Below are 12,489 nucleotides of genomic sequence, written 5' to 3'. Positions count from 1 at the left end.
AGGTTTGCATGCTCCGGCCCCTTACCTGCTACGTGATTCACTACGCTTCTTCGAAATGCATCTCGGGGGGCTGCTTGCTGAAACCGCGGGTAATTGCGGTCAGGTAAAGCATGCCCAGGCACAACCATCCCAGCCCCAGGTAGATTGCCAGGTGATCCAGGCTTGCCATCAGCCACACGTTGGACACCAAGCCCACCAGTGGGAATGCCAGGTATAGAAGTACGGCTGTGCCGCCGCGTTGCCCCATGGCCAGCCAGTAATGGAAGATGACCGCCAGGTTGACCAGGCTGAAGGCCAGGAAGGCGCCGAAGTTGATGAACGAAGTGGACGTGGTCACATCCATGCGCAAGGCGAGCAGGGCGACGACCCCGCACAGGATGATACTGGGCACTGGTGTGCTGAAGCGCTCGCTCAGCTTGCCAAAGAACGACTTGGGCAACACACCGTCACGGCCCATTGCATACAGCAGCCGGGAGGCGCTGGCTTGAGCCGACAGGCCAGAGGTGAACTGGCCAACGATCAGCCCCAGCAGGAAAACGCTCACGAACAGGTCGCCGCCGATGTTCTGGGCGATTTCATAGGCTGCCGCATCTGCGTTGATGAAGTCGGTAGACGGGTGGGCCAGCTGCACGAAGTAGCTGCAGGCGATGAACAGACCGCCGCCAATCAGGGTGATCAGCAGGATGGCCCTTGGGATGTTCTTGCGTGGCTCCTTGGTCTCTTCAGTCAGGGTACTGACGGCATCGAAGCCGAGGAAGGAGTAACAGGCGATCGCGGCACCGCTCATGATCAGCGGCAACTGGGCACCTTCCTTGTAGAAGGGCTCGAGGGTCCATAGCGGTACCGTGGGATCACCCCACACGTAGTGCACGGCGAGGGCGACAAACGCCGCCAGCACCAGAAGCTGAATGAGCATCAGCAGGCCGTTTACGGTTTTCGCCAGGCGCAGGCCAATCACATTGATGGTGGTGGTCACAGCGATGAACGCCAGAACCCAGATGGCCTGCGGCACACTGGGGAAAGCCGAGTGCAGGTAGGCGGCACCAATCAGCCAGATCGCCATGGGCAGGAACAGGTAGTCGAGCAGCACCGCCCAACCGGTGATGAAGCCCAGTTGCGGGCTGATCGACTTGCGTACGTAGGTATAGGCGGACCCGGCAACCGGGAAGGCGCGCGCCATGTTGCCATAGCTCAAGGCGGTGAACAGCATGGCGATGGCGGCCGCAAGGTAGGCTGCGGGCACCATCCCTGCGGTGGTATCCGCCAGAATGCCAAAGGTGCCAAGGACGATGATCGGGGTCATGTAGGCGATGCCGAAAAGCACCACCGAACCCAGCGAAAGTGTTCGCTTGAGTGTGGCCATTACTGCTTGCTCCAGCTTGTGATTGTTATTCAGAGTCGAACGTGCTGCCGTCCTTGGCGGCCTTGCTTGCCCGTGAGGGGGCTTGAATGGCGGAGTATCAGGAGGGGATGATCAATTCGCGCAGGCCGTTTTCATGCTCGAGCAGTTCACCTGGCAGGCGAATACGGCGCTGGGCGATGTAGCTGTAGTCGCGCCGTGCTTGTTGCAGTTGCTCCATGGCCAGCTCGACGGTCATGCGGCACTCGCCACGGCCCGCTTCGCATAGCAACTGGCCGTAGGGGTCGACCACGGCACTGCCACCGGCAAAGACCAGGCCGCCATCACCGTCACCGACCCGGTTGACCATGACCGCGAAGGCCTGGTTTTCCATGGCACGCGCGCTGATGGCGGTTTTGTGAGTTGGGCCATACGGGTCCATGTTGCCGTTGGTGACGATGATCAGCTCGGCGCCGAGCTGGCCCAGGGCGCGGGCGGATTCGGGGAATTCGATGTCGAAGCAGATCAGCAAACCGACACGCACGCCTTTGAACAGGGTGGTGGCATAGCGATCCCCTGGGGTGAACACGCCGGAGTCTGATGCCCACAGGTGGGTCTTGCGGTAGCTGAGGGCGACGCCCTCCGGCGTGACCAGCACGGTGGTGTTGTAGAAGTTGCCGTCGACGGCGGCTTCGGCCATGCCCACCACTACAGCAACATCCCGCGCACAGGCTGCCTGCTGAATGGCCGTGATGCTCGGGCCATCGAGCGCTTCGGCGACCTGGCCAATGTTGTCTTCGGTAGGGAAGCCTGTCAGCTGGGTTTCGGGAAACACCAGCAGGTCGGTACCTGCGTGGCAGTTGTTGATTGCCTCGATGGTACGCTGCAAATTGTGTGCGGTGTCGCCATCGCGACCGGCCAGTTGCACAAGTTCGACCTTCATGTGGATTCCTCGACTGTCTGCTTCAACCACCATGCGCAAGCGGCATGGGGCGTAAAAAACGACCCCGGTAAAGGTTCGGTCAGCGTAAGCTAGCCCGGATTATGGGGTGGTGATCACGCTTGGGGTATTACGCCCACGTGGTAACCCTGCAGGGGTAGAGGATGAATTTTACGCTGCACGACATTGCCTGGCACCGAGCGGTGGGCCAACTGATCGAAACGCTCGATAAAGCGCATTTCTGGCCTGCCCTGGTGCGGCTGTTGAACGAATACGTGCCCTGCGACAGTTGGGTCGCGCTGCTGTTTTCGGCGGGGCAACCGCAGGTGTTTGCCGAATGCCCCAGCGAGGACGGCAACCCTGATCCGCTGTTCCAGGATTACTTGAACGGCCTGTACCTGCTGGACCCCTTCTATGTGGCCAGCCGCGAAGCTGCGGCATCTGGCCTGGTGCGGCTGGCGGACGTCGCCCCCGAGTGCTTCGAGCAGACTGATTACTACCAGCGCTACTTTCGCCTCAACGTGGTAGCGGATGAAATTCAGTTCAACGTGCAACTGGATGCGCAACGCACGCTTTGCCTTTCACTTGGCTGCAAACGCCGTTTCACCCTTGAACAGGTCACCCTGCTGGAACTGTTGCGGCCTTGGGTGTCTGGCCTGATGCGCCAGCGCATGGCTTTCGAGCGAGAGTTGCTGGAGGCGGCCACCAAGCCTGCGCCGCACTGGCAAAGCCGCATGGAGGAGAAGGTTGAGCAGATGCAGTCGCCGCTGACCGGACGTGAGCTGGAAGTGGGCCGGCTGATGCTCAGCGGCTGTTCGAGCAAGGAGATTGCGCGCAAGCTGGAAATCTCTGTCGAAACCGTAAAGGTGCACCGCAAGCATATGTACAGCAAGCTGGGGATCAAGTCGCAATCGGAGTTGTTTTCGCTGTTTCTTCAGGCCCAACTGGGTTGACATCAAGGTGATGTAGGCTCCGCGCGTTCATCGGTGAACCCCAGCTCACGGATGAACATCGAAAACAGCTCCGGGTGGGATGAGATATTCAGCTTCGCGTACAGGTGGCGCCGGTGCACCTTGATGGTCTCCGGCGAGATCCCCAGCCGTTGCGCCATCGCCTTCGACGAGTAGCCGCGCAGTATCAGGCGGGCAATTTCCAGCTCGCGCTCGGACAACAGGCCTTGGGCAAACCTGGCCAAGGCATCGCCAACCGGTGGCCGCACGGGCACCGAGATGTCGCTACGCGCCCAGTGCTGCTGAAGCAGGGCCAGCACCCAGGCACTGACCAGGTTGAGCTTGCCCAGTTCCGTTGCATCGAAAGCGCGGCGCATGCCCAGCGACAGTGACAACACCCCGTCCGGCAACTGCAACAGAAACTGGATTTCGTCCACCAGCACATGGTCCTGGAAGTAGTTCTGGTAATAGTCCGTTTGCCAGAAATGGTCCGGGGCCACTTCTTCCAGGTGGTAGCAACCACTGGCCAAGCCTTCGCGGGCGGCCTGGTAGAAAGGGTCCAGCAGGTACAGGCCGTCCAGGTACAGCTCACCTGCGGCCGGCGCTGGCGCGGCGTCGTATTCCTCAAGCACCTGGGGCGCGCCATGGGCCGCGAAGTGAATCGCCAGTGCGTTGTCGAACGGCACCCAGTGGCGTAGCACCAGGATCAGCTGGCGCCAGAAGCGCGGGCTGCCAATCTGCTCGATCGCTCTGGCCAACGCGGTATGAGCGGCAACTTCATGAAAGAGAATGTCCACGACGGCGTCCTTGAAAGCGGTAGGGCATTGGCGCTCGCTTTGCCACAGCTGTCAACCGGGGGTACCCCTTAGTGGGAATTGTCCGACTGGGCGCTGGCGCATAGATTTCATCCCCATCAAGCGGGCCGTCGAGCTCGCCATGTTTCGTTTCCTGGTTCTGCCTCCTGACACTAACAACAACGTGAGGATGAACAAATGACGTCCTGTAGTGCACCCCTCTCGAAACTGAAACCGACGCTGAGCGTCGCTGATGTCGTCGCCATCACCGTATCTTCGGTCACCCCCGCCAGCTCGGTCTTCGTCATCGCGCCATTTGCCATCGCCCAGGCAGGTACCGGGGTGATCTGGGCCTTCATGCTCGGTGGCGTGCTGGCGCTGATGTTTGCACTTTGCTATGCCGAACTGGGGCGCGCCCACAGTGCTGCCGGGGGAGAGTACGTGTTTGCCAAACGGGTATTTGGCGGCATGGCCGGTTACGCCACCTTTCTTACCGTGCTGGCGATGCTGGTGTTCATTCCACCGGTACTGGCAACCGGAGCTGCCACGTACTTGAATGCGGCGCTGGGCTCCCAGCTTGATGGGCAGGCGGTGGCCCTGGTGATTGTCGCCCTGGGGTATCTGCTGGGTATCCTCAATATAAAGTTGAACGCATGGGTTACCGGCATCTGCCTGTTGCTTGAGGTAGCGGCGCTGATGGTGATCGTGGTGCTGGGCTTCGGCCATGCCCAGCAACCGCTCACCAGCTTGGTCAGCCCACTGGTGCTCGATAACGGGATACTGCATGCGGCGCCCTGGGCGCTGGTGATTGGTGCGGTCGGCACGGCGTTGTTTTCCTTCAATGGTTTTGGCGGCGCAGTGTTGCTGGCAGAAGACATGAAGTGCGGCGGGCGTGGCATCCCCAAGGCGGTGCTGTGGTCACTGGTGCTGGTGGTGGCCATCGAAGTGATCCCGCTGCTGGCACTGCTGATCGGCGCGCCCTCGCTGGAGGCGATGCTGGGCAGCCCGGACCCGATTGGCTACCTGCTGACGGCGCATGGCAACGAAACGCTGTCGCGCCTGGTGAGTGGCGGGATTTTCCTGTCGGTGTTCAACGCCATCATCGCCCTGGTGATCCAGAGTGGGCGGGTGATCTACAGCAGCGGGCGGGATGCGTTGTGGATGCCGGCCCTGAACCGTACATTCACCCGCATTCATCCCAAGTGGGAGTCGCCGTGGTTGGCCACGCTGTTCCTTGCCGTGCCTTCCACGGCCCTGACCTTCAGCTCCAACCTGGCAGAACTCACGTCTTTCACCGTACTGCTGATCCTCTGTGTGTACCTGGTCGTGGGGTTGTGCGCACTGTTCAGCCGGGTACTGCGCCGTGATCGCGAGCACCCGTACCGCATGCCGCTGTGGCCGTTGCCGGCACTGGCTGCCGTGACCGGTGCCGGTTACCTGCTGACGACCCTGCTGAGTGCGGCTTCGGCCCGGGACATCTTCATCATTGTCGGGCTTCTGCTTACCTCCATGTTGCTGTATGGCACATATGGCAGGTTGAGCCCGGCGTTTCAGAAACTTTGAGCGAGAGAAATGATGCGAGCACGCGACTTCGGTATCACGCTGGGCCTTGGTCAACCAGGCCCGTACAACGCAATCACCGATGTACCGGGTGTACGGGTTGGCCATGCCACCCTGAACACGACCCATGACGGAAAACCTGTGCGTACCGGTGTTAGTGTCATCGAGCCCCGTGAGGGCCCGGCGCGCCATCAGCCTTGTTTTGCCGGCTGCCATGTATTGAACGGCAATGGCGACGCCACAGGCCTGGAGTGGATTCGTGAAGCGGGCCTGTTGACGACCGCCATTGCCACCACCAACACGCACAGCGTTGGGGTGGTGCGCGACGCGCTGATCGCCCACGAGCATGCGACCCTGGCGGACGCATCGACCTACTGGTGCATGCCGGTGGTGATGGAGACCTACGACGGCGTGTTGAACGACATCTGGGGCCAGCATGTCAACGCGGACCTGGTTCAGCAAGCGCTGGGGGCAGCATGCAGCGGGCCGGTGGCCGAGGGTGGCGTAGGCGGCGGCACCGGGATGATCTGCCATGAGTTCAAAGGCGGGATTGGTACGGCGTCACGGGTGTTGCTGGCAGAGCAGGGTGGCTGGACGGTGGGCGCCTTCGTTCAGGCCAATCATGGCCAGCGTCGGGAGCTGCGGGTGGATGGCTATCCCGTGGGCCGGGTGTTGCTTGGCCTCCCTTCGCCATTTGACCAGCAGGACACCCCTGGCATGGGCTCGATCGTGGTGGTATTGGCCACCGATGCACCGTTGCTGCCACATCAATGTCAACGCCTGGCGCAACGTGCTGCGCTGGGCATTGCCCGCACCGGGGGCGGCACCGATGACTCCAGTGGCGACATCTTCCTGGCCTTCTCGACGGGGAACACCGGGCTGGCGCCTGCCGATTACAACCGCCGCGATCTGCCGGTGACCGCGCAAGTGGCGATGGTCAACAACGACCATATTTCGCCGCTGTTCGCCGCGGCGGCCGAGGCCGTGGAGGAAGCCATTGTCAACGCGATCCTGGCAGGCAGGTCGATGCTGGCAGGAGATGGACGAGAGGTGCCTGGCCTTGAGGGTGCACGCTTGCTGATGGCCCTCGAACAAGTGGGCTGGAAGGCTCAAGGTTGATACTTGGGGAAGTGCGTATACCTGGGGAGTACAGATGTTCTCCTTTCGATAATTGCTTGTATGCAGGCGGTGATCGGTGGTCTCATCCCGCGCCTGAGCCAACAGGTATTGAAAGATGAACCGCCCGCTATTTGTTTCCATCGATGGGCCCAAGGGCACCGGCAAGACCACGCTGCTGGAAGCCGTTACCCAGGCCCTGAGGGTGGAAGGAAAAAAGGTGATTCGTCTTTGCGAAAGAAACAACGACCCCTACCGGCGCGAAACCATGGCCCTGGTCAACCAGCTCGCCAGAAGCCCTTGCCAGGACCTGGAGTTCAGGGTGTGCGAACGCTTTGCTGCAAGCCGTGCGTGGATTTCCCGACATGTACTGCCCAGGCAGCCAGCTGACAGCATCATCCTGATTGATCGCTGGTACCCCTCTGACGCTGCGTTCCGCCGCACTGTGCCGTTTGACCATATCTTGCGCCTGAACCTTGAACGAAGCGTGCAAGTGCCAGATTTGCATGTCGGGGTTGTCACCGCCCCAGAAACTTCATGGGCAAGGGCTGCGGCCCGCACGCGCGGGCTGGGCAGCACGGTTATCCACAACCTGGATGAGCAGGTGGCCTGTACCGAGGCGTTCGAGCGGGCGGTTGCAGCGCACGGCTGGGTGCTGTGCCGCAATGAAGGGACGATCGAGGCGGCCACACGGCAACTGGTTGGCGAGATTGATCGAGTAATGCGAACGAAATGGACTCAAGCCTCGACCGATGAGTGATGGCCTGTGATCAGCCATTGCCCATCAATGCGTTCAAAGGTGAACAAAAACCTTGCCGGCACCACGTGCTGCTCACCGCCATTGCGGTAGACGAAGGTGTAGAGCCCGCCGACCACCACGGTGCCGAGCTTGCGGCTGACGCGCTTCTTGAACACCTGAACGTCACACACCAGCCCATCATTGGCCAGGAAGTTGTCGAAGTAGCTGCGTCGGCTGTCATCACAATCGCGCACCTGGTTGGACAAGGTCGGCACCAGAATGGCGTCTGGCGCATACAGTGCCAGCACCTGCTCCACGTCACGCGTGGCTACCGTTGCAGCCCACCGATAAAGCGCCGCCTTGGCACCCGCCAGGCAGGCCAGTTCGGTGTCGGCATAGGGTTCAATGTTCTGGGCTGCGGTAGGGGTAGCGCTCATGGGGGCTTGCTCACATAAGGTTCAAAAGGGATGGGTGGCATGTTCATGCCGGGATAAGATAATGTGTTATAACATAACATTATCGGCATAGATTTCAGATCATGTCACTCAAGTGCGAACAGCTCGTGGTGAGCAGGAACCAAAAGGAAGCTCCTGCATGAGCCGAATCCTTGTCAGGAATGCCCGCTTGGTGAACGAAGGCAAGGTTTTCGATGCAGACGTCCGGGTTACCTGCGCACGCATCGAGAAAATCGCCAGCAGCATCTGGGGTTGCCGCTGGTGCTGCATGCACTTTCGGCGTTGTGTTGAACGAACACTGTCAAGGGTTGCCTCTGGCATTCAATGCACAGCGGCACTGACCCTTTTGAACCTGACGCAAGAGTGATAGCGATGAACGAACAAGAGCTGCTTCGCATGCCTGCACAGGCCTACATGGATGCCTCGCAGCAGGCATTCTTCCGTGACCTGCTGCTGTCGCAGCGCACAGTGTTACAAGCGCGAATCTCCAGCGAGTTCGAACTCATGCGCACATTCGAGCCAAGCAGTGACCCTTCCGACCTGGGCACTGTGGAGGAGCAACGGCAATGGCAGTTGCGCCTGCTCGAGCGGGAAAAGAAGCTGCTGGACAAGATCGACGAAGCCCTGCAGCGCCTTGCTCGGGGCGAATACGGGTGGTGCAAGGACACTGGCGAGCCCATCGGCCTGAAACGCTTGCTGCTGCGGCCAACAGCGACGCTGAGCATTGAGGCCAAGGAGCGGCAAGAGCGCAGGGAGCGGCACATACGCGATGACTGAGGCGCTCAGCCTGATCTAAGTGTTCAACGGTAACCTCGCACTCGGATACCCCTTTGGAACCTGAGGAGGTTACTCGATGAATGCGCCGAGCAGCACTTGGCTCAACAAAGTACCTGAAGTGACGCTGTCCTTCTGGATCATCAAGATCATGTCCACCACGGTGGGCGAAACGTTCGCCGACTTTCTCGCCGTCGACGTAGGCTGGGGGCTGGCCATCACCAGTGCGGTGATGGCCGTGCTGCTGGCGGGTGCGTTGGCCTTGCAGTTGCGCAAGCGCCACTGTGAACCCTGGATTTACTGGCTGTGCGTGGTGCTGGTGAGCATTCTGGGCACCCAGATCACCGACATCCTGACCGACGAGCTGGACATCAGCCTTTACGCCAGCACAGCGTTTTTCTCGGTGTTGCTGGCTGCCAACTTTGCGATCTGGTACGTGCTGGAGCGCAACCTGTCGATACGCGAGATCGTTACCGCAAGGCGCGAGCTTTTCTATTGGACCACCGTGCTTTGTACTTTCGCGCTAGGCACTGCTGGCGGTGACCTGGCTACCGAAGCGTTGGGGCTTGGCTTTGATATCGGCGTGGTGATCTTTGCCGTATTGATCGCCGTTTGCGTGCTCGCCTGGCGACTGGGCGCCAGTACGGTGCTGGTGTTCTGGGTGGCTTACATTCTGACTCGACCACTTGGTGCTTCCCTGGGCGACCTGCTGACTCAATCGCACGCATATGGCGGCCTCGGCATGGGGGCCACCTGGACCAGTGCACTGTTCCTTTGCGTCATCTTCATCCTGGTCGGCGTTGCCCAGTTCAGCGCCGAACAGTCCAAACGACTCGCCCGTTGATCAAAAAGGTAGTTACCCATGATTTCGCATCGTTTACGCATAGCGACGTTGGCAATCGCCTGCACGTTTGGCGTGCTGCTAACCCAAGGTTGTTCCAAACCGGATCAACAACAAACACAGCAGGCACCTGCGGGCGCCCAAGCAGCGACCAAGCTGGGCGACCTCAGCCCATTCCGGGCCATTGCCGAGGATGTGGCGGCCAAGGTCGATGCCCAGGACTTGCCGGCTGCCAAGGCCCGCATCAAAGACCTGGAAAAAAGCTGGGACGACGCCGAGGCCGGGATCAAGCCACGCGCGGCCAGCGACTGGCATGTACTGGACAAGGCTATCGATCGGGCACTCGATGCACTGCGTGCAGGCCAGCCGCAGCAGGATGACTGCAAAGCGGCAATGGATGCCCTGTTGAAAGCTTTCGACAACCTGCAAAGGCCACGACAAGGTTGAAGCGAGGAACAATCAGTCACCGTGCACTCGGCTATTGTTCCATCACGTGCTCATTTTGGGGAAGGCAATGCGGGTGTTACTGGTCGAAGATGACAGCATGATTGCCCAGGCACTGCAGGACGCGCTGGCAACAGCGGGTTACGCGGTGGACTGGGTAGCCGATGGCCCGACCGCAGAGGCGGCCTTGCGCACGCAGGCCTACGACCAGGTGCTGCTCGACCTGGGGTTGCCCGGACAAGATGGGCTGCAATTGCTGCAACAGCTGCGTGCCGCCGACAACCCCGTTCCCCTGCTGATCATTACCGCGCGCGCGGAGCTTGATGACCGCGTGCGCGGGCTGGATGGCGGGGCGGATGATTTCTTGCAAAAGCCCTTTGAAATGGCCGAATTGCTTGCCAGGATGCGCGCCGTCATGCGGCGCAAAGGCGGGCGCGCGACCCCTGAACTGGGCAACGGCACGGTCAGCCTGGACCTAGTCAGCAAATGCGCCAGGGTGATGGCTCAGCCACCTGTTCAGCTTTCCAACCGAGAGTTCGCCTTGCTTCAGGCATTACTGATCCGCCCGGGGGCGATCTTGTCGCGGGCCGAACTGGAGGACCGGCTTTACGGGTGGGGTAACGAGGTTGAAAGCAACGCGGTGGAGTTTCTCATCCATGCCTTGCGCCGCAAGCTGGGAAAGGATGTGATTCGCAATATCAGGGGGTTGGGATGGATGGTCTCAAAAGGCACCTGAACCAGTCCCTGCAGCTACGTCTGTCGCTAGGGTTGTCCCTGGCGATACTGCTGGTTGCGACAATGAGTGGGGTATTCAGTTACTTCTCGGCCTTCGATGAGGCGCTTGAGTTGCAGGACAACAGCCTGCGCCAGGTTGCGGCATTGTACATGCGCCAAGGCTTGGCATTTCATTACCCAGCCAACGAGCATTCTGTCCCAGGCGACGATGAAGAAACCCGCATCGTCATCCAGTATCTGGCTGATGGACAGGCTGTCAGCCATGCTGATGACAGCCTGTTGCCGTTGCCCATTCCGGGCGCTGTGGCCAATGGCTTGTCTACTGTAAATGTCGGAAACGAACCTTTCCGTGTGCTGGTGAACACCGATTCTTCCGGCAAGCGTTTTGCCGTTGCGCAGGAAATTGACAGCCGTAATCGCGATGCCCGCGATAGCGCATGGCGTTCGTTGCTGCCATTTGCCATCCTCTTTGCCATTTTGCTGGTGGTGGTGGCCAACCTGATTCGCGAGCTGTTCAGGCCTGTCGCGAGTTTGGCGGCAATGCTCGACCGCCGTGATGATCAGGACCTGCGGCCGATTGATGAGCGTATGCTGGCCATCGAAATACGCCCTTTCATCCAGGCAATCAACCGGCTGCTGGCGCGTGTTGCCCGCACCCTGGAAAGCCAGAAGCGCTTTGTCGCCGATGCAGCCCATGAACTGCGCACCCCCCTTACAGCCCTTTCACTGCAGGTGGAAGGCCTTGAACCCGAAGCAATGACGGCCCGCGCCCAGGCCCAAGTGGCCCAACTGCGGCTCGGTATCGCCAGAAGCCGCAAGCTCATCGAGCAACTGTTGGCGTTGGCGAGCGCCCAGCTCGGCGCGCTGCCGACACCTGCGGTATCCCTGCATGAAGTCTGCCGTCGGGTGCTGGAAGATCTGATGCCCTTGGCCGAGCAGAAGCAGCTCGACATTGGCCTGGAAGGTGACGATGCACGCTTGCCCATACGCGAAGTCGAGTTGAGAACCGTGATCAGCAACCTGGTCGAGAACGCCATTCGCCATGCCCCTGTGACGGGCCATGTCGACCTGCGTGTGGAGCAGGGCGTCGGCCAAGTCACGCTCAGTGTCAGCGACGATGGCCCGGGCATTGACCCGCAAGAGTGGGAGCGCGTGTTCGACCCGTTCTATCGTGGCACTGGCTCGGTGGGGGAAGGCTCCGGCCTGGGGCTGTCGATAGTACGGACCATTGTTCAGCGTTGCGCAGGCGAGGTGGACGTGGGGTACACCGATGCGGCGCGCCGCCAGGGCTGGCGGGTATGTTTGCGTTGGGTGACAAACAGCGGTTGACGATCCGTCAGGGTGTCAGGCGCCCTGACGGTCGATATCCCGGCGCAGGACCACCGACGTGGTAATGTCATCCACTGATTCGTGACGTGCCACATTGTCGCGTACCTGGTTGAGGTCGTCGATTGTCCGGGTCTCCACTTCAACCACCAGGTCAAGCTGCCCGCTCACCGATGAAACCCGCCGCACGCGCGCGTCCGTTGCCAGCTGGTCGAGCAGCCCCATGGCAGGTGTGCGCTGCAACGTCACCAGCAAGATCGCCCTTATCACGTTGGCGTCTATTTCGCCGATGTCCGCCCGATAGCCACGGATGATCCCGCTGCGCTCAAGGTTGGCGACGCGCTCGGTAGTGGCGCTTCTGGAAAGGCCTATGCGGCCGGCCAACGCCTTCAGCGCAATACGCGCATCTTTCGAAAGTACTTCAAGAATCTCACGATCTTTTGCGTCCAGGTCACGCATTGCACCACCCAATAAGC

Annotated in this window: 15 protein-coding genes; 10 read left to right on the top strand and 5 right to left on the bottom strand. The window is 60.6% G+C overall.

Annotated elements, in window-relative coordinates; all coding sequences use genetic code 11:
- Positions 1–40: 40 nt before the first annotated feature.
- Positions 41–1,363 (bottom strand): APC family permease, encoded by a 1,323-nt coding sequence (locus Q9451_RS17220; protein WP_012272227.1) that lies wholly within the window; start codon positions 1,361–1,363, stop codon positions 41–43.
- 97 nt (positions 1,364–1,460) lie between these two features.
- Entirely contained in the window at positions 1,461–2,282 is an 822-nt protein-coding gene (locus Q9451_RS17215; RefSeq protein ID WP_012272228.1) for a carbon-nitrogen hydrolase family protein, read from the bottom strand.
- A 161-nt stretch (positions 2,283–2,443) separates the two neighbouring features.
- Between Q9451_RS17215 and Q9451_RS17210 the strand changes: the two genes are divergently transcribed.
- Positions 2,444–3,232 carry a helix-turn-helix transcriptional regulator gene (locus tag Q9451_RS17210; protein WP_012272229.1) on the top strand — a complete coding sequence of 263 codons (789 nt, stop codon included), beginning with the start codon at positions 2,444–2,446 and terminating at the stop codon, positions 3,230–3,232.
- A gap of 2 nt (positions 3,233–3,234) precedes the next feature.
- Here Q9451_RS17210 and Q9451_RS17205 read toward each other — a convergent pair whose 3' ends face one another.
- Positions 3,235–4,026, bottom strand: a complete 792-nt coding sequence (locus Q9451_RS17205) for a helix-turn-helix transcriptional regulator (protein WP_012272230.1) — start codon at positions 4,024–4,026, stop codon at positions 3,235–3,237.
- 195 nt (positions 4,027–4,221) lie between these two features.
- Between Q9451_RS17205 and Q9451_RS17200 the strand changes: the two genes are divergently transcribed.
- The 3 genes from Q9451_RS17200 to Q9451_RS17190 all read left to right on the top strand — a co-directional run bounded on the left by Q9451_RS17200 (position 4,222) and on the right by Q9451_RS17190 (position 7,459).
- Positions 4,222–5,586, top strand: coding sequence for an APC family permease (locus tag Q9451_RS17200; protein ID WP_012272231.1), 1,365 nt, complete (start codon positions 4,222–4,224; stop codon positions 5,584–5,586).
- Positions 5,587–5,598: 12 nt separating this feature from the next.
- Entirely contained in the window at positions 5,599–6,702 is a 1,104-nt protein-coding gene (locus tag Q9451_RS17195; RefSeq protein WP_041166701.1) for a P1 family peptidase, read from the top strand.
- A 115-nt stretch (positions 6,703–6,817) separates the two neighbouring features.
- Complete coding sequence (locus Q9451_RS17190; protein WP_012272233.1) at positions 6,818–7,459, top strand: dTMP kinase; 642 nt, start codon at positions 6,818–6,820, stop codon at positions 7,457–7,459.
- On the opposite strand, the gene Q9451_RS17185 is transcribed toward Q9451_RS17190, so the two are convergent.
- Positions 7,438–7,875 (bottom strand): SgcJ/EcaC family oxidoreductase, encoded by a 438-nt coding sequence (locus tag Q9451_RS17185; RefSeq protein WP_012272234.1) that lies wholly within the window; start codon positions 7,873–7,875, stop codon positions 7,438–7,440. The two genes, Q9451_RS17190 and Q9451_RS17185, sit on opposite strands and share 22 nt — an antisense overlap.
- Positions 7,876–8,032: 157 nt before the next feature.
- Between Q9451_RS17185 and Q9451_RS17180 the strand changes: the two genes are divergently transcribed.
- From Q9451_RS17180 to Q9451_RS17155, 6 genes are all read left to right on the top strand, one after another.
- On the top strand, positions 8,033–8,260 hold the full coding sequence (locus Q9451_RS17180; protein WP_069942644.1) for a hypothetical protein: 228 nt from the start codon (positions 8,033–8,035) through the stop codon (positions 8,258–8,260).
- A gap of 5 nt (positions 8,261–8,265) precedes the next feature.
- The gene (dksA, locus tag Q9451_RS17175) at positions 8,266–8,670 is read left to right on the top strand and encodes an RNA polymerase-binding protein DksA (RefSeq protein WP_012272235.1); all 405 of its coding nucleotides are present in this window, start codon (positions 8,266–8,268) and stop codon (positions 8,668–8,670) included.
- 76 nt (positions 8,671–8,746) lie between these two features.
- Entirely contained in the window at positions 8,747–9,511 is a 765-nt protein-coding gene (locus Q9451_RS17170) for a membrane protein (RefSeq protein WP_012272236.1), read from the top strand.
- An 18-nt stretch (positions 9,512–9,529) separates the two neighbouring features.
- Complete coding sequence (locus tag Q9451_RS17165) at positions 9,530–9,955, top strand: hypothetical protein (protein WP_012272237.1); 426 nt, start codon at positions 9,530–9,532, stop codon at positions 9,953–9,955.
- Positions 9,956–10,022: 67 nt separating this feature from the next.
- The gene (locus tag Q9451_RS17160; RefSeq protein ID WP_012272238.1) at positions 10,023–10,688 is read left to right on the top strand and encodes a response regulator; all 666 of its coding nucleotides are present in this window, start codon (positions 10,023–10,025) and stop codon (positions 10,686–10,688) included.
- Positions 10,664–12,016 carry a HAMP domain-containing sensor histidine kinase gene (locus Q9451_RS17155; RefSeq protein WP_012272239.1) on the top strand — a complete coding sequence of 451 codons (1,353 nt, stop codon included), beginning with the start codon at positions 10,664–10,666 and terminating at the stop codon, positions 12,014–12,016. Before Q9451_RS17160 ends, Q9451_RS17155 begins: the two co-directional genes overlap by 25 nt.
- Before the next feature lie 15 nt (positions 12,017–12,031).
- On the opposite strand, the gene Q9451_RS17150 is transcribed toward Q9451_RS17155, so the two are convergent.
- Complete coding sequence (locus Q9451_RS17150) at positions 12,032–12,472, bottom strand: Lrp/AsnC family transcriptional regulator (protein WP_021784634.1); 441 nt, start codon at positions 12,470–12,472, stop codon at positions 12,032–12,034.
- Between the last annotated feature and the right edge of the window lie 17 nt (positions 12,473–12,489).

Source organism: Pseudomonas sp. NY8896, assembly GCF_039634505.1.
Note: the sequence above shows the minus strand (reverse complement) of the source record. Positions and strands in the feature narration are given on the sequence as shown.